21 protein-coding genes and 1 pseudogene are annotated in these 23904 nt (G+C 71.8%); 11 read left to right on the top strand and 11 right to left on the bottom strand.

What is annotated here, in order from left to right:
- Positions 1–10: 10 nt before the first annotated feature.
- The 3 genes from OHA19_RS34640 to OHA19_RS34630 all read left to right on the top strand — a co-directional run bounded on the left by OHA19_RS34640 (position 11) and on the right by OHA19_RS34630 (position 5620).
- The gene (locus tag OHA19_RS34640; RefSeq protein WP_405752798.1) at positions 11–1381 is read left to right on the top strand and encodes an SWIM zinc finger family protein; all 1371 of its coding nucleotides are present in this window, start codon (positions 11–13) and stop codon (positions 1379–1381) included.
- Positions 1378–4038 carry a DUF6493 family protein gene (locus tag OHA19_RS34635; protein ID WP_405710065.1) on the top strand — a complete coding sequence of 887 codons (2661 nt, stop codon included), beginning with the start codon at positions 1378–1380 and terminating at the stop codon, positions 4036–4038. Before OHA19_RS34640 ends, OHA19_RS34635 begins: the two co-directional genes overlap by 4 nt.
- Positions 4039–4183: 145 nt before the next feature.
- Positions 4184–5620 carry a GNAT family N-acetyltransferase gene (locus OHA19_RS34630; RefSeq protein WP_405753347.1) on the top strand — a complete coding sequence of 479 codons (1437 nt, stop codon included), beginning with the start codon at positions 4184–4186 and terminating at the stop codon, positions 5618–5620.
- Here OHA19_RS34630 and OHA19_RS34625 read toward each other — a convergent pair.
- Positions 5588–6826, bottom strand: coding sequence for a trans-sulfuration enzyme family protein (locus OHA19_RS34625; RefSeq protein ID WP_405710068.1), 1239 nt, complete (start codon positions 6824–6826; stop codon positions 5588–5590). The genes OHA19_RS34630 and OHA19_RS34625 overlap by 33 nt on opposite strands.
- A gap of 59 nt (positions 6827–6885) precedes the next feature.
- Here OHA19_RS34625 and OHA19_RS34620 point away from each other — a divergent pair, with 59 nt between their 5' ends.
- Both OHA19_RS34620 and OHA19_RS34615 read left to right on the top strand, forming a co-directional pair.
- The gene (locus OHA19_RS34620; RefSeq protein WP_405710071.1) at positions 6886–7380 is read left to right on the top strand and encodes an Lrp/AsnC family transcriptional regulator; all 495 of its coding nucleotides are present in this window, start codon (positions 6886–6888) and stop codon (positions 7378–7380) included.
- Positions 7381–7428: 48 nt separating this feature from the next.
- Positions 7429–9114: a DUF885 domain-containing protein gene (locus OHA19_RS34615; protein ID WP_405752795.1), complete on the top strand. Its 1686-nt coding sequence runs from the start codon at positions 7429–7431 to the stop codon at positions 9112–9114.
- A 91-nt stretch (positions 9115–9205) separates the two neighbouring features.
- On the opposite strand, the pseudogene OHA19_RS34610 reads toward OHA19_RS34615, so the two are convergent.
- A pseudogene (locus OHA19_RS34610) lies at positions 9206–9493 on the bottom strand (rhodanese-like domain-containing protein); the annotation flags it as partial.
- Between OHA19_RS34610 and OHA19_RS34605 the strand changes: the two are divergent.
- Positions 9408–9809, top strand: a complete 402-nt coding sequence (locus tag OHA19_RS34605) for an Lrp/AsnC family transcriptional regulator (RefSeq protein ID WP_405752792.1) — start codon at positions 9408–9410, stop codon at positions 9807–9809. The pseudogene OHA19_RS34610 and the gene OHA19_RS34605 overlap by 86 nt on opposite strands.
- Before the next feature lie 58 nt (positions 9810–9867).
- On the opposite strand, the gene OHA19_RS34600 is transcribed toward OHA19_RS34605, so the two are convergent.
- The 3 genes from OHA19_RS34600 to OHA19_RS34590 form a co-directional block, all read right to left on the bottom strand.
- On the bottom strand, positions 9868–13020 hold the full coding sequence (locus OHA19_RS34600; RefSeq protein WP_405752789.1) for an AAA family ATPase: 3153 nt from the start codon (positions 13018–13020) through the stop codon (positions 9868–9870).
- Positions 13017–14183 carry an exonuclease SbcCD subunit D gene (locus OHA19_RS34595; protein WP_405752786.1) on the bottom strand — a complete coding sequence of 389 codons (1167 nt, stop codon included), beginning with the start codon at positions 14181–14183 and terminating at the stop codon, positions 13017–13019. Before OHA19_RS34595 ends, OHA19_RS34600 begins: the two co-directional genes overlap by 4 nt.
- Before the next feature lie 161 nt (positions 14184–14344).
- Positions 14345–14971, bottom strand: a complete 627-nt coding sequence (locus OHA19_RS34590) for a YigZ family protein (RefSeq protein ID WP_405710083.1) — start codon at positions 14969–14971, stop codon at positions 14345–14347.
- Between the two features lie 58 nt (positions 14972–15029).
- Between OHA19_RS34590 and OHA19_RS34585 the strand changes: the two genes are divergently transcribed.
- Both OHA19_RS34585 and OHA19_RS34580 read left to right on the top strand, forming a co-directional pair.
- Entirely contained in the window at positions 15030–15440 is a 411-nt protein-coding gene (locus OHA19_RS34585) for a CoA-binding protein (RefSeq protein ID WP_405710086.1), read from the top strand.
- Between the two features lie 71 nt (positions 15441–15511).
- Positions 15512–16360, top strand: a complete 849-nt coding sequence (locus tag OHA19_RS34580; RefSeq protein ID WP_405710089.1) for an aminoglycoside N(3)-acetyltransferase — start codon at positions 15512–15514, stop codon at positions 16358–16360.
- A 52-nt stretch (positions 16361–16412) separates the two neighbouring features.
- Here the strand turns inward: OHA19_RS34580 and OHA19_RS34575 are convergent, their stop codons facing one another.
- The 3 genes from OHA19_RS34575 to OHA19_RS34565 all read right to left on the bottom strand — a co-directional run bounded on the left by OHA19_RS34575 (position 16413) and on the right by OHA19_RS34565 (position 18487).
- Entirely contained in the window at positions 16413–16973 is a 561-nt protein-coding gene (locus OHA19_RS34575) for a YbaK/EbsC family protein (protein WP_405710092.1), read from the bottom strand.
- A 44-nt stretch (positions 16974–17017) separates the two neighbouring features.
- On the bottom strand, positions 17018–17590 hold the full coding sequence (locus OHA19_RS34570; protein WP_405710095.1) for a helix-turn-helix domain-containing protein: 573 nt from the start codon (positions 17588–17590) through the stop codon (positions 17018–17020).
- A 141-nt stretch (positions 17591–17731) separates the two neighbouring features.
- Positions 17732–18487 carry an acyltransferase gene (locus tag OHA19_RS34565; protein WP_405721250.1) on the bottom strand — a complete coding sequence of 252 codons (756 nt, stop codon included), beginning with the start codon at positions 18485–18487 and terminating at the stop codon, positions 17732–17734.
- 181 nt (positions 18488–18668) lie between these two features.
- Here OHA19_RS34565 and OHA19_RS34560 point away from each other — a divergent pair, with 181 nt between their 5' ends.
- Complete coding sequence (locus tag OHA19_RS34560; RefSeq protein WP_405710098.1) at positions 18669–19199, top strand: gamma carbonic anhydrase family protein; 531 nt, start codon at positions 18669–18671, stop codon at positions 19197–19199.
- A 53-nt stretch (positions 19200–19252) separates the two neighbouring features.
- Here OHA19_RS34560 and OHA19_RS34555 read toward each other — a convergent pair whose 3' ends face one another.
- Both OHA19_RS34555 and OHA19_RS34550 read right to left on the bottom strand, forming a co-directional pair.
- Positions 19253–19906, bottom strand: a complete 654-nt coding sequence (locus OHA19_RS34555; protein ID WP_405710101.1) for a DedA family protein — start codon at positions 19904–19906, stop codon at positions 19253–19255.
- 155 nt (positions 19907–20061) lie between these two features.
- Positions 20062–20499, bottom strand: coding sequence for a DUF4442 domain-containing protein (locus OHA19_RS34550; RefSeq protein ID WP_266737293.1), 438 nt, complete (start codon positions 20497–20499; stop codon positions 20062–20064).
- A 152-nt stretch (positions 20500–20651) separates the two neighbouring features.
- On the opposite strand from OHA19_RS34550, the gene OHA19_RS34545 reads away from it, so the two are divergent.
- Together OHA19_RS34545 and OHA19_RS34540 are read left to right on the top strand one after the other, a co-directional pair.
- Positions 20652–21713, top strand: coding sequence for a hypothetical protein (locus tag OHA19_RS34545; RefSeq protein ID WP_405710104.1), 1062 nt, complete (start codon positions 20652–20654; stop codon positions 21711–21713).
- A gap of 63 nt (positions 21714–21776) precedes the next feature.
- Entirely contained in the window at positions 21777–23081 is a 1305-nt protein-coding gene (locus tag OHA19_RS34540; protein WP_405710107.1) for an MFS transporter, read from the top strand.
- Here the strand turns inward: OHA19_RS34540 and OHA19_RS34535 are convergent.
- Positions 23043–23888, bottom strand: a complete 846-nt coding sequence (locus tag OHA19_RS34535) for a spermidine synthase (protein ID WP_405710110.1) — start codon at positions 23886–23888, stop codon at positions 23043–23045. The two genes, OHA19_RS34540 and OHA19_RS34535, sit on opposite strands and share 39 nt — an antisense overlap.
- Between the last annotated feature and the right edge of the window lie 16 nt (positions 23889–23904).

The following is a 23904-nucleotide window of genomic DNA, read 5'->3' as shown; positions in this document are numbered from 1 at the left end:
CGGTTTTTCCATGACCCGATCCGTTCAGGCATTGGCCTACGCACGCCCGTCCGCCCTGGAGCCCTCGCAGTCGGGGCAGCTCCTCGGACTGGAGACCTCCGGTGGCCTCACACCGCGGGGTGCCGAGTCCCATCCCCGGTTCTTCTCCGGCTTCCTCACCTCGCCGGCCATCGCCGCCCGGGGCCTGCTGGCCGTGGCGGACGTGGCGTCCACGCGCTACTACCAGCGCACCCTGCCCGCGTCGCTCGACCCGGTGGTGACGGGCAACGGCGACCGGCTGCGTTTCGAGTCCTTCTCCGGCTGCTGCGGGGTGTACGCACGCCTCGATGTGCTGCAGGACGGCCTGGACGGTGCGCGGACGGGGCATGGCACGACGAATGTGGACGTCAACAATCCGCTGCGGGAGGCACTTTCGCGGATAGCGGGGGACGATCCGCTGCATCTGCGGGTGGGCCCGGATGAGATGGCCGTCACCACACTGGACGGCCCGGTCGTGGAGAAGAAGGTGCCGCTGCCCGACCGTTGGCTGCGCGGCTTCGCCGAGGCCCAGGTGGTGTCGGTGGGTTTTGATCTGCGGGCCGAGCTGCCGGCCGCCGAGGCCGTCCGGTTCCTCCGTTCGCTGCCGCGTTCGGGGAACGCCTCGCGGGGCGCCCGATGGGTGGTTCCCGCCGGGAAGACGCTTCGGCCGACGACCCGGCCGGTGGCCGGGGCGGTGTGTCTGCCGGGACCGGAGCGATTGGTGGCGTTGCAGCGGGTGCTGCGTCATGCCACGTCGTTGCGGGTGTACGGGCCGGTCACCGACGGGGCGGCGACCGCGAGTGCCTGGGAGGTCGTGCTGCCCGGCATGCGCCTCACGCTGACGCTCTCGCCCGATGCCTCGCGCGGTTTCTCGGGCGAGGGCGGCGTGCTCGACGCGCTGGCCACCGATGACGCGGCGGCCGACGCCGAGCTGGTGTCCGTGCTGCTGGCCTGGGAGCCCCGGATCGACACCACCGACCTGGCGGAGCAGTCGGGTCTCACGGTGGAGCGGGTACGGGCCGCGCTCACCCGGCTGGGGACGGCGGGCCGGGTCGGCTACGACCTCGCGGACGCGGCCTACTTCCACCGCGAGCTGCCCTACGACGCCGACCGGGCCGAGCGGCACAATCCGCGCCTGGTGGCGGCCCGGCAGCTGGCCGGCTCGGGTGCGGTCGCGCTCGACCAGGACGTGGCGAACGTGACCTCGGGAGAACGCCGCTATCAGGTGAGGGAGAAGGACGGAATGCTTTGCTGCACCTGCCAGTGGTGGGCGGACTACCGAGGACGGCGGGGCCCGTGCAAGCACGCCCTGGCTGTCCGTATGGTCCGCCGCGGCGCTCCGGTTGCCGGGGGTGTCCGATGAAGGAGCTCCTCACCGCCGTACGGGAATCGCGCGCGCATGACGTGCCGGATGTGCTGGCCGGAATGGACCTGGCGGAACGCAGAGCGGCGCTGGCCGAGTTGAAGGCGCTCCGGAAGGAGGTACGGAGCTGGCGCTGGGACAAGCAGGACCGGGTCCGCAAGGCCCTGCTGGTGGCCGGTGCGGGCTGCCACACGGGCGCCGCGGGATGCGTCACCTGGATCGCCGGCCGGGATCTGGTCAGCTGGAACCGCCCGCCCTATCCCCTGGTCCTCGCGGTCCTCGCGGACCGTGACCCGGAGTGGCTCGGCGACGTCGCGCATCGGCTGGCGGCCCGGCCCGCGACCGCGGAGACCATGTACGAGCTGATCTCCGGGCTGGTGAAGAAGGCGCAGTGTCCCGTGCCCACGACGGAAGGTTTCGTGGTGGGCTGGGCCGAGGCGATCTCGATGGCGCAGTGGCATCGGCGCAGGACACGGCCACTTGTCGAGGTGCTCCGTACCGACCCGTACGCGTCCGCTCTCCTGCCGCGGATCTTCGAGGTGACGGAGCTGCCGTCACAGATGCTCTGGCCCGACGATGCGAACGATCCGTGCCAGTGGGCCAACACGTTGGCCGCACTCCCGGAAGAGGGCCTGTTGGAGCGGTCGGTACTCGTCGACGGTTGTGTGACCAGGCTGTTGCGTGGCGGAAAGCTCAACGAACTGCGTTTCTTCCTGAGTCTTCTGCGCAAGCTCGAGCTGACCGAGCAGGAGGAGACCGAGCGGCTCGCGGACTGGATCGGGATGGCCGCGGACGGCACCTCCACCGTGGCGGGTCACGCCCAGGGGGTGCTCGCCCGGCTGGACGGACGCGGTGAGATTTCCGTGCGGACCCTGGCGGATGTCTCGGCGTCGGTGCTGTTCCGCACCGAGAAGAAGCTGGTCCGGTCCCAGCTCGTGCTGCTCGGCAAGGTGTTGCGCCGCGAGACGTCGGCGGCCGACGAGCTGCTGCCCGTCGTCGCGGGTGCTTTCGAGCACGAGGACATAGACATCCAGGAGCGGGCGCTCAAACTCGTGGCCCGGTATCTGCCCGCCGCCGGCGCCCCGGTCAGGGAGGAGCTCGCTCTGTCGGCCGCGCTGCTGGGGCCGGCGCACCGCACGATGGTGGCCGAGGTGTTCGGCGGTCCGGTGGCCGGGACGTCGGGTACGGAGGAATACGAGGAGCTGCTGCCCCCGGCACCGTCCCCGCAGCCCCTCGATCCGGCGCCTGCGACGCTGCCCGAACTGGTCGAGGAGGTGGTGACCCTGATCAGATCGGCGACGCCTGACGTCACCGCCTTCGAGAGGGCCCTGGACGGTCTCGTCCGCCATGCCCACACCGACCGGTCGGCGTTGACCGACGCGTTGCGTGACGCGCTGACGGGTGAGTGGTGGCTCGAGGACGAACCGCAGTCGCGGGCCGAGCGGCAGCTTCGCTCGGAGGCGCAGATCAGGATCGTCGTGGCCACGCTGCTCGGACGGGTGTCGGCACGGGCCGTGCAGGAGGAGCGTGCTTCCTGGACCGGCACCGGGACGTGCGTCCACGCCGCGCTGACCGGGATCCTGAAAGCCCGGCTGTGGGAAGCCGCCGGAGCGGTGCTGAGCGGCGGCACTCCGTTCCTGCTGGCCGTCCCCACCTGGCACACCGGCTCGCTCGACCCGGCCGTGCTGGTCGAACGGCTGCGAACCTATCAGCAGCTCGGGGTCCGGCCCGGCGAGGCCGACTTCGCCCAGGCACTGCTGCGTGTACGGCGCGCAGATCAGCACGGGGCCGCGGAGGCGGCGGCGCTGCTCGGCACCCCTGAAGGTGACCGGCTGGCCGCATGGCTGCGAGCCGACGAGCCGCTCGCGCGGGTGCACCGCTTCGATCTGGAGAAGAGAGTCCGGGACGGGCAGACGGTCGTACGGAATTCCCGCGCCCTGATGGCCAGCCAGGAACGCCCTTTCATCCAGGAGGAGTTCCCCCGTTCCTTCCACTGGCTGGGCCGCCCGCAGGTTCCGGAACATCGCCACTGCTACCACTGGGACGCCCACCCGGACCAGTGGACCGCCACCCTGCCCGAGGACGCCGAGACACTGGCCGCCTGGCTGTTGCCGAACATCGCGACCGGTGTGATCGAGGAGATGCGGGACACCCTCGGGCCGCTCCTGCTGCTCGCCGAACTCGACGCGCCCGCGGGCGAGGCCGTCCACCTGATGGTGGCGTACGGGCTGGGGGCACGTCATCCGGAGGACCGGTTGTCGGCGGTGGACGCCCTGCTGATGCTCGCCACCCGGCAGCAGCTCGACGCGACACTGCTCGGCAAGCAGTTGGCGGACCTGCTCGGAAACGGTCTGATCAAGCCCAACCGCCTCGCGGATTCCTCTCGTACCGCGGCCGCCACCGGCGCGTACCGGACGGTGCTGTCCGCGCTGACCGGCGCTCTGCCAGGGCTGCTGGCGCAGGAGAAGGCGCCTCGCGGACTGAGCGACCTGCTCTCCGTGGCCGCCGAGTGCGTGGAGCACTGCGGTGCGGTGGGTGGCGGGGAGCCGATACCCGGGCTCGCCGAAACGGCCGCGCGCGGCGGATCATCGCAGTTGGTACGTCAGGCGGTCCGGCTGAAGGCAGCCTGGGAGCAGCAGGGCTCGGAACGGACATGACAGCCCGAGGCGGAAGCAGCCGCACCACAGTCCATCAATACGGCGAAAGTGGGTGATAGCGGACTAGATCCATACTTAACCCATCAGTCACAGAGCGTTCGTGGTCAGGCAACAACACTCGGTCAGAGTGATGCCCATGACTGATGTGACATCCGCGAAGACCGCCCGCCGCTCCCACCACTGGCGGCGGGACGTGACCGAGCTCGCCGCACTGTTCACCGCGGTCGCGGTGGCCGACGCCATCGCGAACCTGATCGGACACCAGCCCGACGGACCGTACCTGCTGATCGCCTCGGCCGTGGCTCTGGCCGTGACGGCCGCGTTCCACACCTGGTGGGCCCGGCGGCACAGCCACGCCCCGCCTCCGACCGGCACCGGCCTCCTCGCCGAGGGGGACGGCGGCAGCACGGTCCCGGGCCATGGCACCGACGTCGCCGCGATCGCGGCGGTGGACATGCCCGCCGCCGCGGGACCCACCCCGTCCCCCGAGGACACGACACTGTGGCGGATGCGGACCACGGTGCGGGACACCCCCGGCAGCCTGGCGGCGCTGTGCAGTGCCCTGGCCCGGCACCGGGTGGACATCCTCACCTTGCAGACGCACCCGTTGGCCCGGGGCACGGTCGACGAGTTCCTGCTGCGGGCGCCCGCCCCGCTCCAGGCGCAGCAGCTGAGCCGAGCGATCTCCGCCGCCGGAGGCAGCTCGACCTGGATCGAGCGGGCCGACACGCACGATCTGGTCGACGCCCCGACGCGTGTGCTGGGCCTCGCCACCCGCACCGCCCTGGACGCGGCCGAGCTTCCCCTCGCACTGCGGCAGCTGCTCGGCCGTTGCACCATCCACTCGCTGCCCGCCGTCTCGATCACCGGCCGGGCGACCGGTGAGACCGTACCCGTCGAAGGAGTACTGGAGGAGACGGTGATGAGGCTGCGTGACCCGTCCGGGGGTGCCATCACCATCGAACGGCCCGGTCTTCCGTTCACGCCGACCGAGTTCGCCCGGGCCCGCGCCCTGGTCGAGCTCGATGCCCGGCTCGGCCCCCGAGTCCCGCGCAGCGAGCACGTGCTCACCCTGCCCGAGGGCAACGACATCACCGTGCGCCGCGCGGACCGCGGTGACCTCGGGGCAGCACGCGCGATGCACGACCGCTGCTCCGAGCAGACGCTGCGACTGCGCTACCACGGGCCGGTCCACGACGCCGACCGTTACCTGGACCACCTGCTCAGCCCCCGCTTCGGCCGCACACTGGCCGTACAGACGGCCTCGGGACGGCTGGTGGCGCTCGGTCACCTCCTCTGGGACGGCGACGAGACCGAAGTCGCCCTCCTCGTCGAGGACGACTGGCAGCGTCGCGGCATCGGCTCCGAGCTCCTGAGCCGCCTGGTGACGCTCGCCGTCGAGGCAGGCTGCGACAGCGTCTACGCCGTCACCCAGTCGTCCAACACCGGCATGGTCGCGGCCATGCGCGCGCTGTCGCTGCCGCTGGACTACCAGATCGAGGAGGGCACCCTGGTCATCACGGCCCGGCTGGACGCGACGCCGGTCCGCTCACTGCCCCCGTACGAGCAGGCCGGTCGCTGACTCCTCGGCCGCGGCGGACCCGGGCCCGGAGGGCTCGCGTCCGGCATCCTGCGCGCTCAGCGCCTGGCACAGATCGGCCCACAGATCCTCGACGTCCTCCAGGCCGACCGACATACGCAGCAGCCGGTCCCCGACACCGGCGGCCTGCCGGTCCCCCTCGTCCACGATGCGGTGGCTGATGGAAGCAGGATGCTGGATCAGGGTGTCCACACTGCCGAGGCTCACCGCGGGCGTGATGAGCCGCACGGCCGAGATCACCCGGTGCGGATCCCCGTACACCTCGAAGGAGACCATCGCACCGCCCAGCTTCGGGTAGTGGACCCTGGCGATGCGCGGATCGGCGGTCAGTCTGCGGGACAGCTCGGCGGCGCTCGCGGACGCCGCCCGTACTCGCACCGGGAGCGTGGCCAGGCCGCGCAGCAGCAGATACCCGGCCATCGGATGCAGCACCCCGCCGGTGGCGAAACGCACCTGCCGCAGCCGGGCCGCGAACTCCTCGTCGCAGGCGACGACCCCGCCCATCACATCGCCGTGTCCGCCCAGGTACTTGGTGGCGCTGTGCAGCACGATCCGGGCGCCGTGCTCGACGGGCCGTTGCAGTACCGGGGTGGCGAAGGTGTTGTCGACGAGCAGCGGCACCGAGCCGCAGGAGTGGGCGATCGCACGGATGTCGACCTCGGCGAGCGTCGGGTTGGCGGGGGTCTCCACCATCACCAGCCCGGTGTCCGGACGGATCGCGTCGGCGATGCCCGCGGGATCGGTCCAGGTCACCTCCGTGCCCAGCAGTCCGGCGCCGAGCAGGTGATCACTGCACCCGTAGAGCGGCCGGACGGCCACCACATGGCGCAGCCCCATGCTCGCGCGGACCAGCAGCACGGCGGTGAGCGCCGCCATTCCGCTCGCGAACGAAACGGCGCTCTCGGCGCCTTCGAGCCGGGCGAGCGCGGTCTCGAACCGGGCGGTCGTCGGGTTGTCCAGCCGTGCGTAGACCGGCGGCCCTTCGAGCCTCGCACCGGTGGCGGCAAAGGTGTCGATCCGCTCCGCCTCCCCCCTGGAGTCGTACGAGGGGTAGGTGGTGGACAGATCGATCGGCGGAGCGTGCAGCCCGAGGGCCGCGAGATCGTCGCGGCCGGCGTGCACGGCTTCGGTGGCCAGCGCCCTGGACCGGGTTGTCGTCGGGGGCGCCATCGAGAATTCGGTGTCCATGGCACCACTCTGAACAACGACCGAGATTTGATGGCCATGTCCCGTGCTACGTTCGGCAGATGGCCGATTCTGTCGCTCTTGACCCGGTGGACCTGCATATTCTGCGACTGCTGCAGAACGATGCCCGGACCACCTACCGCGAGTTGGCCGCCGAGGTCGGGGTCGCGCCCTCGACCTGTCTGGACCGGGTGACCAGGCTGCGCCGTTCCGGCGTGATTCTCGGCCACCAGCTGCGTCTGGACCCGGCGAGGCTCGGCCGGGGCCTGGAGGCGCTGCTCTCCGTACAGGTGCGGCCGCACCGCAGGGAGCTCATCGGTCCGTTCGTCGAACGCATCAGGTCCTTGCCCGAGTCCCGTGCGCTCTTCCACCTGACCGGCCCGGACGACTACCTGGTCCATGTCGCGGTCACGGGCACGGCCGACCTGCAACGCCTGGTACTGGACGAATTCACCTCGCGCCGCGAGGTGGCCCGGGTCGAGACCCGGCTGATATTCCAGCAGTGGGAGTGCGGACCGCTGCTGCCGCCCGCAGAATCGGCGGAGTCGGGTCCCTGAGACCGAATGATGATGACGCGGAGGCCACCGCCGTACGAGGATGTCCGCATGTCAGACACTTCCAGCAGCGCGCTGCCCCGTCAGGTCGCCGACGCCTACGTCGACGCATTCATCGAACTCGACCCGATCGCCGGCACCTACCTCGGTGTCGCGGAGAGCTCGCGCCGCCTCCCCGACTTCTCCCCCGCAGGTCGAGAAGGCCTTGCCGAGCTGGCCCGCACCACCCTGGCGAAGCTCGACGCCGCCGAACAGCTGCCCGGCGCGGACAGCGACGCCGAGCGCCGCTGCGGCCGGCTGCTGCGCGAGCGCCTCACGGCGGAACTCGCCGTCCACGAAGCCGACGAGGGACTGCGCTCGGTCTCCAATCTCGCCTCCCCGGCGCACAGCGTCCGTGACGTGTTCACCGTGACGCCGACCGAGACCGACGAGGACTGGGCGGCGGTCGTGGACCGGCTGCGGGCGGTGCCCGCCGCGTTCGAGGGCTACCGCGAGTCGCTCGCGCTCGGTCTGGAGCGCAAGCTCCACGGCGGCCCGCGCGCCACCGCCACCTTCATCGGCCAGCTCGACGAGTGGGCGGGTGAGGACGGTTCGGGCTTCTTCCAGGAGTTCGTGGCCGCCGGACCCGCGTCGCTCCGCGCCGAGCTCGACGAAGGCGCCCGACAGGCCACCGAGTCGGTCCGGGCGCTGCGCGACTGGATGCGCGATGTGTACGCCCCCGCGATCGAGGGCGCGCCTGACACCGTGGGCCGCGAGCGGTACGCGCGCTGGTCGCGTTACTTCAACGGCACCGACCTGGACCTGGACGAGGCATACGCGTACGGCTGGTCCGAGTACCACCGGCTGCTCGCCGAGATGCGGACCGAGGCCGAGAAGGTACTGCCCGGCGCCGGCCCCTGGGAGGCGCTGGCCCATCTCGATGTGCACGGCAAGCACATCGAGGGGGTCGACGAGGTCCAGGCCTGGCTGCAGGGTCTGATGGACGAGGCGATCGAGGCGCTCGACGGAACGCACTTCGAACTCGCCGAACGGGTACGGAAGGTGGAGTCCCGCATCGCCCCGCCGGGCGGCGCCGCGGCCCCGTACTACACGGGCCCCTCCGAGGACTTCTCGCGCCCGGGCCGCACCTGGCTGCCCACGATGGGCGAGACCCGCTTCCCGGTGTACGACCTGGTGTCCACCTGGTACCACGAGGGTGTGCCCGGCCACCACCTCCAGATCGCGCAGTGGACGCATGTCGCCGACAGCCTGTCCCGCTACCAGGCGTCGATCGGCGGGGTCAGCGCCAACGCCGAGGGCTGGGCGCTGTATGCCGAGCGCCTCATGGACGAGCTGGGATTCCTGCCCGACGCGGAGCGCCGCCTCGGCTATCTGGACGCGCAGATGATGCGCGCCTGCCGGGTGATCGTGGACATCGGCATGCACGCGGAGATGGAGATCCCGGCGGACTCCCCGTTCCACCCCGGCGAGCGGTGGACGCCCGAGCTGGCGCAGGAGTTCTTCGGCAACCACAGCGGCCGTCCCGCCGACTTCGTGGAGAGCGAGCTGACCCGCTATCTCTCCATGCCGGGACAAGCCATCGGTTACAAGCTGGGCGAGCGCGCCTGGCTGCTGGGCCGGGAGAACGCCCGCAAGGCCCACGGCGACGCGTTCGACGCCAAGGCCTGGCACATGGCCGCCCTTTCGCAGGGGCCGCTCGGTCTCGACGATCTCGTCGACGAGCTCTCCAAGCTCTGACGCGGTGGCTCGGCGGCCGGGCCCGGTTCACTTCATGAGCCCGGCCGCCGAGCGCTTCCGCGGCCTGAAACGGGCGGACCGCTCGGGACGGTCAGCAGCCGCAGTCGTCGGAGCCGACCGGTGCGGTGAGCGGGTCCGCGTCCCGTCTCTCCCGCCCCTCCCAGGTCTCGAACTCGAAGCCCTCGCGCACCCAGTACTCGAAGCCGCCGAGCATCTCCTTGACCCGGTAGCCGAGTTCGGCGAGGGCGAGCGCGGCACGCGTCGCGCCGTTGCAGCCGGGACCCCAGCAGTAGGTGACCACGGGAACCGCCGGATCGAGCAGGTGGTGGGCCTGCTCGGCGATGAGCGCGGTCGGCAGGTGCACCGCACCGGGAACATGCGGTTACGCCGCCGTGGTCGACCCGGAGCGGCTCGGGCTGCCGATCCTCGCCCTCGTACGGCTGCGCTACCCCAACGGCCATTACAAACCGTTCCACGATCTGCTCGACACGACTCCGGAGATCGTGGAGGCCCACCATGTCACCGGTGACGACTGCTTCGTGCTGAAGGTCACCGCCCGCTCGATGAGTCACCTGGAGGAGGTCGCGGGCCGGATCGGCGCTCTCGGTTCGGTGACCACGAGCGTCGTCTACTCCTCGCCGCTCCCCCGGCGCGCCATCGGTCGGTCCCACGGCTCTGGGTGCAATGGGGTCTGAGGTGTGTCGGCCTGGCGTTTCGGCTGGTGGGTGATCAGCGGATGGCGGGTCGGACCCGTCAGCCGGTGGTGCGGTGCCGGACCGCCGATCCGTGCCGTTCCTTCACCACTTCGAGCTGTGCGGGGATGCGGCGGCGCAGGTCGGCGACGTGGCTGACGATACCGACGCTGCGGTCCCGCTCGCGCAGCGAGTCCAGCACGTCGAGCACCTCGTCCAGGGTCTGGTCGTCCAGACTGCCGAAGCCCTCGTCGATGAAGAGGGTGTCCAGCCGTACCCCGCCCGCCTCGTCGGTGACGACATCCGCGAGGCCGAGCGCGAGGGCGAGCGAGGCGAAGAACGTCTCGCCGCCCGACAGCGTCGCCGTGTCGCGCTCGCGACCGGTCCAGGCATCGACGACATGCAGCCCGAGGCCCGATCTGCGGCCTCCGGTGCGGGCGTCGGAGTGGACCAGTGTGTAGCGGCCGGACGACATGCGCCCGAGCCGTGCGGTGGCCGCGGCGGCGACCTGTTCGAGCCGGGCGGCGAGCACGTACGACTCCAGCCGCATCTTGCGTTCGTTGTCCGCGGAGGTGCCCGCGGTGAGTCCGGCCAGCCGCGCCACCCGGTCGTACTCCTCGCGCAGCGGTCCCAGTCCGCGCACCTCGTCCGCGGCACGGCGGGAGAGCCGGCCGAGTTCGGCGCAGCGCTCGCGGGCGGCCGCCAGTGCGGCGGAGGCATCCCGCAGCAGCCTTTCGGCCGTGCCGGACGTGGACTGCGCGATGTCCACCGCGGCCGGCGGGCGTTCGGCGGCGGCCCGGGTCTCCGTCTCCGCCAGACGGTCTGCCACCGCCGCCGCCTCGGCCTGCCAGGCGTCGACGAGCCGCTGGAGCTCGCGCTGCTCTGCCTGAGGGAGGAGGGTCTCGGCCGCGGCCTGCGGGGTGTCGAAACCGGCCCGGAACGCGGCGTCCGCGAGCCGGTCGTCGGCCTCCTTGCGGTGGTGTGCGGCCGCCTCCTCCTCGCGTACCGCCTCGGCTGCCGCGGAGAGCAGCGCGACACGTCGTTCCAGCAGCGCGGCGTGCTCGGCCACGCTGCCCAACTCGCCGCGGGCGGTCACCAACTCGGCTTCCAGTGCGGCCTGTTCACGATCCAGTCCTTCACGCAAGGAGGTGCGGGCCGCGGCCCGGCGCTCGGCGAGCTGCCGGGCGCCGAGGCGTTCGGCCTGTTCCCGCTCGGCGGCCGCGAGTGCCTCACGCGCGGCGTGCATCCCCGCCGCGGTGCGGTACGCATCGGCGTGCATGGCGGTCAAACGCTCGACGAGCGCGCCCAGTTCGGCCACGGTGGGGTCGGCGTCGGGCGCGGTGCCGGCCGGGCCCGCGGCGATCGAACCGGTCCCGGCCGTCGGTGACGACCCGGACGAACCGGCGGCGGCACTCCCGGTCACGCGTACCGACGCGGCCGGATCGGCGGCCTCGGCCCCGTCCCTGGGCTGCGGCACCGCCGACAGCGCGGCCGCCCGGGCGGCGGCGTGCTGCTCACGTACGACGCCGACCTCCCGGTCCGCGTGCGTACGTTCGTCGTCGGCCCGGCGGTAGGCGTCGAGCGCCCGCTCCTCGGTGGCCCGGTCGACGTGTCCGTCGGTCGCGCGGGCCGGGTCGGGGTGGTCGGCCGAGCCGCAGACCTTGCAGCCCTCGCCGTCCACCAGCTCGGCCGCCAGCTCCGCCGCGATGTCACGCAGTCGCCGTTCGCGGAGCTCCAGCCACGACTCGCGGGCTTCGGAGGCGCGCTCGCGGGCGGCTGCCAGCCGCTCGGTGGCGGCAGACACCCGGTCGGCGATCGCGTCGCGCCGGCGGGCCGCGTCCAGGCGGGCCCGGGCGGGCTCCAGCCGGCCGGCCAGCTGTTCGGCGCGGGTGGCAGCCTCCTGTGCCGCCTCGATGCGGGCCCGCAGTCCGTCCCGGACGGACTCCCAGCCGGCCAGCCAGACTTCCGTGTCGCGGATCAGCCCGTCGTCGGCCCTGGCCTGTCGCTCCAGCCCGGCCCGCTCGGTGTCGATCCGCGCGCTGCGCAGCTCTGCCCGCTGCGCGGCCTCGAGCCCGCCGAGTTCCTGCCGGAGCCGTCGCTCCAGCTCCGCGAGCTGTTCGGCACCGGCGTCGGCCAGGGTGTGGGGCAGCACCGCACGGGCGCGGTCACGGGCCTGACAGGCCGTCCGGTAGGCGCGCTCGGCGTCGTCGCGCAGGTCCAGAGCCGGCGCGACGAGGTCCGCCTTGCGGGCCAGCGCCAGCCGTTCGTGGTAGCGGTCACGGTCGGCGCGGCGGTCCTCGAGCCCGGCGGCGCGACGCCGCGTCTCCGCGTACCGCTGCTGGAGTGCGGCGAGTTCGCGTTCGCTGTCCAGGGCCAGTCGGGCGGCCGACTGCCGCCCCTCGGCCGTGGCCAGGGCGCAGGCGGCCATGTCGAGCCGTTCGCGGGCTCCGCTGCGGGCCGTCGCCGCCCACTCCAGTACGCCCTCGGCGAGCCCCGGTTCGCCGGGCTGGATCTCCGGGAGCGGCATTTCGAGTCCGGCGGGGCCGGCGGCCTGGGCGATCCGCTGGGCGACCGCGAGGACACGTTCGTCCCCGGACCTGACCCTGGTCTCGGCGGTGCGACGCAGTTCGGCGAGACGGTCCTCGACGGCGGCGAAACGGCGGGTGTCGAAGAGCCTGCCGAGGAGTTTGCCGCGTGCCTCGGCATCGGCACGCAGGAAGCGCGCGAAGTCGCCCTGCGGCAGGAGCACCACCTGGCAGAACTGTTCCCGGCTCATCCCGATGAGCTGGGTGACCTCCTCGCCGATCTCCTGGTGCGAGCGGCTGAGCGGCCGCCAGCCGTCCTCGGGGTCGTGCTCCCGCAGCCGGCTCTGGGCCTTCTCCGTGGTGAAGCCGCTGCCCTTCTTCTTGGGACGGGGCTGTGCGGGGCTCCGGGTGATTTCGAGGCGGCGGCCGCCGACCGTCAGCTCCAGCGCGACCTCGGTGGCGAGGTCCGCCGGGGCATGGTCGCTGCGCAGGGAGGTGCCGGGGTTCTGGCGGGCGCCGGGCACCGCGCCGTAGAGGGCGTAGCAGACCGCGTCCAGGACGGAGGTCTTCCCTGCGCCGGTCGGCCCGTGCAGCAGGAAGAGACCGGCCGACGAGAGCGCGTCGAAGTCGATGGACTGGGTGGTGCCGAACGGCCCGAAGGCGGTGAGGTCGAGCCGGTGGAGTCTCAACGGTTCACCTCGCGCACGCCGTCGTCCACCCGGACGTGCTCGAAGGCGCCGCGCAGCACCGTCCGTTCCTGTTCGTCGGCCGCGGAGCCGCCCCGCACATGTGCCACGAAGTCCTCGGCGATCTGCTGGTCGTCGCGCCCCTTGAGACGCTCCGCGTACGAGGCGAGCGGGTCGTCGGGGGCCCGGTCCGGTTCGAACACGAGGCTGAGTGTGTGCGGGAACCGCTCGACGAGCCGGGCCATCGGCTCGGCCGGGCGCGCCGGGTCGGTGAGGGTGGCCTCGACCCAGGACTCCCGGTGCCGCTCCAGCGCGGGGTCGTCGATGAGGTAGTCGAGCCGACCGCGGAGTCTGGCGAGCGGGCGGGGCACCGGGCAGTCGAGGCGTTCGGCGGTGACCGTGCCCGAGGCGTCGAGGTCGATCAGCCACATGGTCTTGCGGTGGGTGGCCTCGGAGAAGGAGTACGCGAGCGGCGAGCCCGAGTATCGGACGCGTTCGGTGACGGTCTGGCAGCCGTGCAGATGGCCGAGCGCCACGTAGTCGACGCCGTCGAAGACCCCGGCGGGCACGGCGGCCACCCCGCCGACGGTGATGTCGCGCTCGCTGTCGCTGGGCTCGCCGCCCGCGACGAAGGCGTGGGCGAGCACGACGGAACGCGTGCCGTCCGGGCGTTCCGCCAGATCTGCGCGTACCCGCTCCATGGCCGCGGTCAGCACCGCTTCGTGCCCGGCGCGCTCCGCCTTGAGGACATCCTTCACCAGGGCCGGCTCCAGGTAGGGCAGCCCGTAGAACGCCACGTCGCCGTGCGCGTCCGGCAGGACGACGGGGGTGGCGCAGCCTGCGGGGTCGGTCCGCAGGTGGATGCCGGCCCGTCCGATCAGTCCGGCGCCGACGCCGAGCCTGCGCGCCGAGTCGTGGTTGCCCGAGATCATCACGGTGGGCACGCCGGCGGCGGCGAGCCGGTGCAGCGCGTCGTCGAAGAGCTCGACGGCGGCCAGTGGCGGCACCGCCCTGTCGTACACATCACCTGCGACGAGGACCATGTCCACCTCGTGCTCGCGCACCGTCGCCACCAGGTGGTCCAGGTAGGCGGCCTGGGCTTCGAGCAGGGAGACCCGGTGGAACGAGCGCCCCAGGTGCCAGTCCGACGTGTGCAGAATTCTCAAGAGCCGGCTCCGACCTGCATCGTTCGCTTCCTCCGCCCCCGGGGCCGTTGAGTCCCTCGTTTCTCACCCACCACAGTCTCGCATCACCGCCGGCCCGGTCCGGGCCTTCGCCCCGGAAGACGGTCCGCGCGGGGAAGGTGCTGTGCGGGCGCGGGATCCGGTCAGGCGTCCCCGTACGCCTCGCCGCCGAGCTCCAGCCCGGCCTCGCCCGCCGTCGCGTCTGCCAGCCAGCCGCGGAAGGACTCGACGTCGGCGTCCGGGAGCCCGATCTCGATGATGACGGCCTCGGCGTAGCGGACCTCGCGCACGGTGCGGCCGGTGGCGCGGAGGTCGTTCTCCAGCTTGCCCGCTCGTTGGTGGCCGATGGTGATCGTGGCGAGGCGGAACCGCCGGCGGGTGACGGTGCCGAGCTCGTCGAGGGCTTCGCCGACCACGCCCCCGTACGCCCTGATCAATCCGCCGGCGCCGAGCTTGACACCGCCGTAGTAGCGGGTGACGACGGCGACGACGTAGCGCATCTCACGGCGTGTCAGCATCTGCAGCATCGGTACGCCCGCGGTGCCTCCGGGTTCCCCGTCGTCGCTCGCCTTCTGAACGGAGGCGTCGGCGCCGATCACATAGGCGAAGCAGTTGTGGGTGGCGGTCGGGTGTTCCTTGCGGATGCGTGCGACGAAGTCCTGCGCCTCCTGCTCGGTGGCGGCGGGCGCGAGCGCGCAGATGAAGCGCGACCGGTTGATCTCGGTCTCGTGCACGCCCGCTCGGGCGACTGTCCGGTACTGCTCCTGCATCCGGCCACCCTATGCCCCGTACGGGAATGGTCCGGGGCCGCCGTCCGTTGTGCGGATCATGTACGCAGACGAAGAGACGATCCGCAGGATTCTCCTGAACGGCGGCGACACCTGGGCCGTGGTGGGCCTGTCCGGCAACCGGTCGCGTGCCGCCTACCGCGTCGCCGAGGTGCTCCAGGGTTTCGGCAAGCGGGTGGTTCCGGTGCACCCGAAGGCGGAGCGGGTGCACGGCGAGGAGGGTTACGCGTCTCTGGCCGACATCCCGTTCCCGGTCGATGTGGTGGATGTCTTCGTCAACAGCGGGCTGGCGGGCGCGGTGGCCGACCAGGCGGTCGCGGCGGGCGCCGGGGCCGTCTGGTTCCAGCTCGGCGTGGTCGACCCGGAGGCATACGCCCGCACGCGTGCCGCAGGAGTCGACATGGTCATGGACCGGTGTCCCGCGATCGAGATTCCCGCTCTGGACCGTTGATCCGCACCTGGGTCCCTCGCGCACACGTGCGTGGTGTCGCACCCGGAGTCCGGCTGGGAGAATGGCCCGCTGTGACCACTACCACCGCACCGACCCACACCCACAGCCGAAGCGGGCTGGCCGGGCAGCTCACCGAGTTGGGCGTGGAGCGCGACGGCGTCCTCCTGGTCCACGCGTCGATGCGCGCGGTGGGCCGTGTGAGCGGTGGGGTCCATGCGATGGTCGGTGCGCTGCGGGACGCCCTCGGGCACGGCACGCTCGTCGTCCCCGCCTTCACGCCGGAGAACTCCGACACCTCTCCGCACTACCTCGACCGGGTGCGCGGGCTCGGCGAGCGGGCCCGGGAAGCCGTGCGGGCGAGCATGCCGCCCTTCGATCCGGCGACATCGGCCGCACCGTCGATGGGCCGGCTGTCGGAGGCCGTGCGGCTCGGCGAGGGGGCGGCACGCAGCGGCCACCCGCAGACGTCCTTCGCCGCGCTGGGCCCACTGGCCCGGAACCTCGTGGCGCGCCACCGCCCCGACTGCCACCTCGGCGAGGACTCGCCGCTGGCCCGCCTCTACGATCTGCGGGCCCAGGTGCTCCTTCTGGGCACCGGTTTCGACACCTGCACCGCGTTCCACCTCGGCGAGTACCGGGTGCCCGCCCCGCCCCGCCGGAGCTACCGCTGTGTCGTGACGGCCGGAGGCCGCCGCCAGTGGTGGGAGTACGACGACGTCGCGCTGGACGACAGCGACTTCGCCGCCCTGGGCGCGGACTTCGCCCGCGCGGGCACGGGTGCGCCGGTCCGTACGGGCCCGGTGGGCTCTTCGACGAGCCGGCTCTTCCGCATCGACGACGCCGTCGACTTCGCCGTGGGCTGGCTGCCGGCCCACCGTGCCGGTTCACCGGCTCGGGCCCTCTGCCACTCGCCCGGCTGAGGCACCGGGGCACGCGAGCCCGGCATGATCCAAACGAAAGGCCCTGGGGGCCTCAGCCCCTGATGCCGAGCCCCTCGACGACCACCGCGCCCGGCAGTGCAGCCAGTCCCTTGCCCGGGACGATCAGCTTGCCCCGGCGGCTGCCGCTGCCGATCAGCACCCACTCCTCGTCGACGACCGCGGGATCGATCAGCAGCGGCCACGAGGCGGGCAGGCCGATGGGGGTGATGCCGCCGTACTCCATGCCGGTCTCGCCGACCGCCGTGTCCATCGGGGCGAAGGACACCTTGCGGGCGCCCAGTTGCCTGCGGACCACGCCGTTCACATCGACGCGGGAGCTGGACAGGACGAGGCACGCCGCGAGTGTCACCTCGCCACCGCGCTTGCCCGCCACCACGACGCAGTTGGCCGACCGGTCGAGCAGCTCCGCGCCGTGATGCTCGACGAAGACGGCCGTGTCGGCGATGGCCGGGTCGGAGTCGACATGGATGATCTGCTCGGCCGGGAACCCTCCCCAGCCCGCGGTCACGGCCGCGGCGACGGGGGCGGTGAGCAGGTCGAGGCGGTCGGCCGCCGGACCGGCGTTCTCGAAGGAGCCGATGGGAGCGCGCATGCGCGTCACGCTAACAGCGATCCCGCTGCCTTCGGCCGGCCGTCTCACCGTACGGGCGGGATGGAGACGGCCATGGTCACTTCGGCCGGCTCGGAGCCGTCGTTGCGGTAGGTGTGCGGGTGGTGCGCCTCGAACGAGGCGGAGCCGCCGGCCGGTACGGCGTACGAGGTGCCGTCGACGACCAGAGTGAGTTCGCCCGCAGTGACGTGGAGCAGTTCGACAGTGCCCTCGGGGTGCGGGTCGGAGGCGCTGCTGTCGCCGGGCATCAGCCGCCAGGACCAGAGTTCGAGCGGCCCCCTGGCCTCCGTGCCGACGAGCAGGGTGTTGGAACTGCCCGCATCGGTGGACCACAGGCGCACCGCCTGGCTCTCGGGCACCAGCCGGACCGGTGAACCCTGCTCGTAGTCGAGCAGGGTGGTGATGCTGACCCCGAGTGCGTCGGCGAGCTTGACCGTGGTGCCGACGCTCGGGTTGGTGCGGGCCTGCTCGATCTGGATGATCATGCCGCGGCTGACCCCGGCACGGGCGGCCAGAGCGTCCAGGGTGAAGCCGCGTTCCCCCCTCCAGCGCTTGAGATTGCGCGCGAGCGACTGAGTGAGCTGATCGAGGTCAGACACATTCCGTCCAATATTTTGGATGACAGGGTCGAAAATACTGCACTACGGTGTGGTGCACTCCACCGTCCACCGCACTGTACTGCGAGGCCTGCCGTGCGAAGGCGTCCTCGCGCGGTGCCGCTCGCGACCGGCCGGGACCCGTCAGCCGGCGGACGGACCCGAGGTCTCGCCGGGTTCCGCGAGGGCCAGCAGTTGCTCGGGCGTGACGCCCGTCGGGATCGGCACCGGAGCGGGGGTGCGCAGCGGCGGCTGCCAGCCCTTCTCGGCGTCCCAGCTGCGTACGACACGGGCCGGGGCACCGGCCACCACCGCATGGTCGGGCACCTCGCCCCGTACCACCGCACCGGCGGCGACCACCACATTGCGCCCGAGCGAGGCCCCCGGGAGGATCACCGCTCCGGTGCCGATCCAGCAGCCCGGCCCGATGGCGACCGGCTCCATGCGTGGCCACTGCCGGCCGACCGGCTCGTGCGGATCGTCGTAGCTGTGGTTCGTCGACGTGATGTAGACGTAAGGCCCGCAGTACGTGTCCGAGCCGATGGTCACCGTGGTGTCGGCGACCACATGGCTGCCGCGGCCGAGCACCACCCCGTCGCCCAGGGTCAGGATCGGATCGGGACCGAGATCGAGGTCGGGCATGAGTCCGGCCGTCAGCGTGACCTGCTCGCCGATCACGCAGTGCGAGCCGAGCTCGATCCACGGCTCGCCGAAGACCGTGCCCTGCGGAAAGGCCAGCCGGGTGCCCGCTCCGATCCGGCGAAAGCGCAGCGCACCCGGCCGGTCCGCCGTGACGGCGCCCGTCTCCTGCACCCATCGCCAGCCATGGTGGACGGCCCGGGACAGGGCGCGTCGCCGCCAGGCGGCGAGGGAAGAGAACGTGTTCCTGTTCTTCGGCACCCGCTCACGGTAGTCGTCGGCGCCCGAGCCGATCACCGCGGCAACCTGTGATGTTCACCCCACTCGGCCTCGGTCCGCCGGCCGTCGCATACCGTTCCATTGGCGCGATCGAACAGCCGCGGCCTGCTGCCGGGACCGGACAGCCGCGGCCGCACGACACCTGAGCACGGAGGAACGGGCGATGGCACAACAGGCGTTGATCACGGGAATGGGCGGCAAGGAGCCGGACATCGACGCGGATGCCTTCACGGCACCGACCTCGGTCGTCATCGGCGAGATCACCATGGCCGCGGGCTCCAGTGTCTGGTACCAGGCCGTACTGCGCGCCGACTGCGGCCCGATCGCCATCGGCGCCGACAGCAACATCCAGGACAACTGCAGCGTCCACGTCGACCCGGGGTTCCCCGTCACGGTCGGAGAGCGCGTCTCGGTCGGGCACAACGCGGTGCTCCACGGCTGCACCATCGAGGACGACGTCCTGGTCGGCATGGGCGCCACCGTCCTCAACGGCGCACACATCGGCGCGGGTTCGCTGATCGCGGCACAGGCTCTGGTCCCGCAGGGGATGCAGGTGCCGCCGGGCTCACTGGTCGCCGGGGTCCCCGCCAAGGTCAAGCGGCAGCTGACCGAGGAGGAGCTCGAAGGCATCAAGTTCAACGCGGTCGGCTACGTCGAGCTGGCCAAGGCGCACCGCCAGGCCCACGAGGGCTGAGCGCTGCGGGCGGTGCGCGGTCGCACCGCCCGGTCCGCGCCGTCCCCGTGCGGTCAGTCGGTGACCGCGGCCGTCGTCGGCTCCGGCACCGGGGCGGCCGAAGCCGCCGCCTTCTTGGCCCGGTTCTTGAGGATCAGCATCGAGGTGATGCCGATCAGCACCGCGACCACCAGGCCGAGATAGGAGAACCGCTTGAGCCAGGCCTCGGCGACGACTCCCACCGAGTAGATGACTGCCGTGGTGCCGCCCGCCCAGACGATGCCACCGAGCACATTGGCGATCAGGAACTTCCAGTACGGCATGTGCAGTACGCCCGCCAGCGGACCCGCGAAGATCCTCAGCAGCGCCACGAATCGGCCGAAGAACACCGCCCACATGCCCCACTTCTCGAACGACCGCTCCGCCATGGCGATCTGGTTCTTGCCGAAGTGCTTGGGGAACTTCCCGCCCAGCCGGGTCAGCAGCGGACGCCCGCCCTTGCGGCCGATGGCGTATCCGATCGAGTCACCGATGATCGCACCGGCCGAGGCGCAGATGCCGACCGTCCACGGGCTGATTCCGTCGTGCCCGGCGGCCAGGAGCGCCGCGCTGATCAGGACGATCTCGCCCGGCAGCGGAATGCCGAGGCTCTCCAGCCCGATGACCGCGGCCACCAGGGCGTAGACGCTGACCGCGGGGATGGTCTCCAGCCATTCCTGGATGTGCAACGCCGGTTCCTCCCGTAGCTGATGCCTGTTGCCCGCCGGGCAACTCCTCGGCGCACGGCGGGAAGCCTACCTGTCCCGCCCTGCCCGGACAGCTCGAAAAGCCGCCACCCACCCTCCCCGGGGCAGGTGGCGGCTCTTCGCGGAACCGGCCGGAATCAGGCGTTGGGGCGCAGCGTCCAGACGACCGTCATCTCGCCGGTCACCGCGCCGTCCGCGCGCTGGATCTCGATGGTCACGGGGAACTCCGGCCGCTTGCCCTCGTCGAGTTCGGCGATGACCTCGGCCACCGGGCGGCCGAGGGTCGCCGTCGCGGTGACGACCCCCTTGGCCAGCTTCTTGTAGCCGATCTCCGCCTTCACCGCGAGCGGCACGGCGCGCGACATCTGGTCGCCGAAGGCGGCGATGACGATGGCCCCGCTCGCCGATTCCGCCAGCGTGAACATCGCTCCGGCGTGCGGTCCGCCGATGTGGTTGTGGTATTCGGCCTGGTCCGGCAGTCGGACCACCGCGCGCTCGGCGGTCGTCTCCAGGAACTCGAGGTTGAGGGTCCGGGCCATCGGGACAGTCGCGACGAGCATCTCGCCGACGGTCATCTGTTCAGCACTCATGGCCAGATGTTACTCACGAGTAGAACTTTTTGGCCATCCCCGGAACCCCCGGTGCACCTTCCCGATCACCGCCTTCACCGTCCGCACACGGGGGCGGGCGTGGCAGACCGGCCACCGCCCCTCTATCGTTACTCGCCATGTGGCCAGGACAGCAGCCGCCCGGGGGCGAGCAAAACCCGCAGGACCAGAATCAGAATCCGTACCAGCAGCCGGGGTACCAGCAGCCGAATCCCTATCAGCAGCCGGGATATCAGCAGCAGGGCCAGCCGGGGCAGCAGCCGGGTTATCCGCAGCAGGGCCAGCAGCCCGGCTATGCGCAGCCGAACCCGTACCAGCAGCAGACCGTGCCGCAGTACGCGGTGCCCGATCCGCCCGGTGCTCCGCAGCCCGGTGACAACAAAAAGAAGACCACCGCCGTCGCGATCGTCGCGGCCACCGCTGTGGTCGTGGCCGCCGTGGTGACCGGTGTCGTCGTGATGAACAAGGACGACAAGGGCAAGGACGTCGCCGACGGAAAGCAGTCGTCGGCGCCCGCCAAGCCGTCCGGGTCCGCGTCCGGCGAGGCGAACCCGCGCGGCGACGACGGGGATCCCAAGCCCCTCATCCCCGGCTGGAAGGTCGTCACCAACCCCAAGTGGGGAACGCAGTTCGACGTGCCCGGGGACTGGGAGGTCGGGAGGCCCGGCACAGGCTCGTTCTTCGAGGACGAGAAGAAAGGGGACGGCTCGCCCCTCATCCTTTTCTCCGCGCCGGCGTTCTTCCAGAAGAAGTGGTGCGTGGACGACACCGACAAGGACGGTGTCGAAGAGAGCATGAGCCTCGCGAGCGCCGGTACCAGGGGCGCCCAGGGCGCCACCGACGCCGCCAAGAACGCCCACAGCGAGGCCGGTACCTGGGTGTGGGCCGCCTACGCGCAGCACATGCCGCAGAGCACCATCAAGTTCACCGAGGCCAAGCAGTACACCACCAAGTCGGGTCTCACCGGGCAGGTCGTCACCGCCACCGCCCCCAATGTCACCAAGAAGGAGAAGTGCGACAGCGACGGCAAGGCCATCGCCTTCACCTTCAAGAACAAGAAGGGTGAGTTCGCTTCCTGGGTCCTGTACGGAGCCGACTCCGTCAAGGACGAACTCCCGGACACGACGATCCAGAAGATCCTGAGCACCGTGCGGCTGGTGGACGTCACCCCGGCCCCCTGATCCCGCTCCCCTCCCCCGGGAAAGCAGTTGGCACGGCGGGGGCGCGGCGGCGATAGTCCCCTGGTGACTGTCGCCGCCACCGCCGCATCCCGTCCGCCGCACCCCGGCCGCAACTACCGTCTTCTGACCGCCGCCGCGATCATCACGGGCCTGGGTACCCATGGTGCGCTGATCGCGGCGGCGTTCGCCGTTCTGAAGGCGGGCGGTGACGGTGGCGACGTCGGTCTGGTGGCCGCCGCCAGGACCGCGCCCCTGGTGCTCTTCCTGCTGATCGGCGGGGCGATCGCGGACCGGCTGCCGCGCCACCGGGTGATGGTCGCGGCGAACGCCCTCAACTGCCTCTCGCAGGCTGCGTTCGCCTGGCTGGTCCTGGCCGGTGATCCGAAGCTGTGGCAGATGATGGTGCTCACCGCGTTGTGCGGCACCGGGCAGGCGTTCTTCAACCCGGCAGCCGAGGGCATGCTGATGTCCAGCGTCAGCCGGGAGCAGGCGAGCCGCGCCTTCGCGCTGTTCCGGATGGCCACGCAGGGCGCGACGATCGGCGGCGCGGCGCTCGGCGGCGCCATGATCGCGGCGATGGATCCCGGCTGGGTGCTGGCCGTCGACGCCGCGGCCTTCGCGGTGGCGGGTGCGCTGCGCGCGTTCCTGGACGTCGGCCACATTCCCCCGCGCACGGCGGGCGGCGGCCTGCTCGCCGATATGCGGGACGGCTGGCAGGAGTTCATCGGCCGCCCCTGGCTGTGGAGCATCGTGGCGCAGTTCTCGGTGGTGGTCGCCGCGGTGGGTGCCGCGGAGTCGGTGTACGGTCCGCTGGTCGCCCGGGACGAGCTCGGGGGCGCCCGCCCCTGGGGCTTCGCGCTCGCCGCGTTCGGGGCCGGCACCCTGGGCGGGGCGCTGCTGATGACGCGCTGGAGGCCCCGGCGGCTGCTGTTGGCCGGAACGCTCTGCGTCTTCCCGCTGGCGCTGCCCTCGGCGGGCCTGGCGGTGCCGTTGCCGGTGGGCGGGCTCTGCGTGGTGATGTTCGTCAGTGGCGTCGCCATCGAGGTGTTCGGGGTGTCGTGGATGACGGCCATGCACCAGGAGATCCCGGAGGAGAAGCTCTCGCGCGTCTCGGCGTACGACTGGTTCGGCTCGGTGGCGATGATGCCGGTGGCCACCGCGCTCGCCGGTCCGGTGGAGTCGCTGGTCGGGCGGAGCGAGGCCCTTTGGGGCTGCGCGGCGCTGATCGTGCTGGTCACCGGGGCCGTGCTGTTCGTACCGGAGGTACGGGGCCTGACCCGGGCCCCCGAGACCACCGAGGTCGCGACGGCGAAGGCCCCGGGGCCGTTCTCAGCCGATGCTGAAGGCTCCGTCGGGCGGCTCGGGTGAGGCGACCGCCTCCTCGTCGCCGACCGGCCGGGTACCACCGGCCAGCCGGTCCAGCGCGGCACCGTACTCGACCCGGGCGGGGAAGGCGTCGGCGGCGCAGCGGCGGGTGAGCGTGGCGGTGTCGAGGGGGCTCGGGGAAGCGACCAGGACGAGGTTGCCGAAGCGCCGGCCACGCAGCACCGCGGGTTCGGCGATCAGCGCGAGTTCCTCGAAGACGGCCGCGAAGGTGGCCAGTTGGGAGCGGAGGAAGCCGAAGGGCGCGCCGTCCGCGAGATTGGCCGCGTAGATCCCGCGGTCCCGCAGCGTACGGCGGGCGGCCCGTGCGTACTCGACGGAGGTGAGGTGGGCGGGTACCCGCGAGCCGCCGAAGACATCCGCGATCAGGATGTCGAGGGAAGCGGGCGCGGTCCGTTCCAGCAGGCCCCGGGCGTCCGTGCCGTGCACGGTGATGCCGCTGTCGGCGGGGACCGGCAGCTGTTCGGCGACCAGTTCGAGGAGCCCGAGATCGGCCTCGGCGACGTCCTGGCGGGAGCCCGGCCTGGTCGCGGCGGTGTAGCGGGGCAGGGTGAGCGCACCGCCGCCGAGGTGGAGTACGTCCAGCGGTGCGCCCGGTGCCGCCGCGCAGTCGACGACATGGGCGAGCCGTCGCGCGTACTCGAACTCCAGGTGTTCCGGTGCGTCGAGGTCGACGTAGGACTGGGGCGCGCCGTCGACGGTGAGCAGCCAGGCCCGGTCCCGGTCCACGTCGGGGAGGAGTCTGGCGGTGCCCTGGTCCACGTCCCGGATGACGGGTATCGAGTCGTTCACTCCCCCATTGTGGGGT

It is taken from the genome of Streptomyces sp. NBC_00012 (assembly GCF_045040875.1).
Lineage (GTDB): Bacteria > Actinomycetota > Actinomycetes > Streptomycetales > Streptomycetaceae > Streptomyces.
Note: the sequence above shows the minus strand (reverse complement) of the source record. Positions and strands in the feature narration are given on the sequence as shown.